Genomic DNA, 594 nt, shown 5'->3' with positions numbered 1-594 from the left:
CGCAGCACGACCCCGGTGTCCCGGTAGGACGCCGAGGCGAACGACGAGCCCCGGGCCATCTCGGCCTCAAGCCTCCTGGGACGCCGCGCGGGCCGCCCGGTTGACCGCCGAGACGACGGCCTTCAGCGACGAGCGCGTGGTCGAGGAGTCGATGCCCGCACCCCACAGGACCTTCTCCCCCACCGCGAGCTCGACGAACGAGGCGGCGTGGGCGTCCGAGGCGGCCGAGAGCGTGTGCTCGGAGTAGTCGAGCAGCCGCAGGTCGACTCCCTCTGCGCGCAGGATCTGGATGAGGGCGTCGATGGGGCCGTTGCCGCTGGCGGAGCGCTGGCGCGCGGCGCCGTCGATCTCCAGGCCGAGGTCCAGGCGAGTGTCGCCGTCGTCCTCGGAGTGCGTGCTGATCGAGGTGAGGCGGTAGCGGCCCCAGCGGTTGCCCTCGTGATCGGCAGGCAGGTACTCGTCCTGGAAGATCTCCCAGATCTGCTCGCCGCTGATCTCGCTTCCGCTGTCCTCCGTGTGGCGCTGGACCACGCCGGAGAACTCGATCTGCGCACGGCGCGGGAGGGTGAGCCCGCGCTCGGTCTTCAGGAGGTA

1 protein-coding gene is annotated in these 594 nt (G+C 71.2%); it reads right to left on the bottom strand.

What is annotated here, in order from left to right; all coding sequences use genetic code 11:
- Positions 1-66 precede the first annotated feature (66 nt).
- On the bottom strand, positions 67-594 hold a 528-nt coding region (locus IG178_RS24890), incomplete at its 5' end, for an alpha-isopropylmalate synthase regulatory domain-containing protein (RefSeq protein ID WP_226895791.1).

The sequence above is a fragment of the Neoluteolibacter marinus genome (assembly GCF_014904755.1).
GTDB classification, from domain to species: Bacteria; Verrucomicrobiota; Verrucomicrobiia; order Verrucomicrobiales; family Akkermansiaceae; genus Haloferula; species Haloferula marina.
The sequence above is the reverse complement of the archived record's forward strand: the minus strand, read 5'-3'. Positions and strand labels throughout refer to the sequence as shown.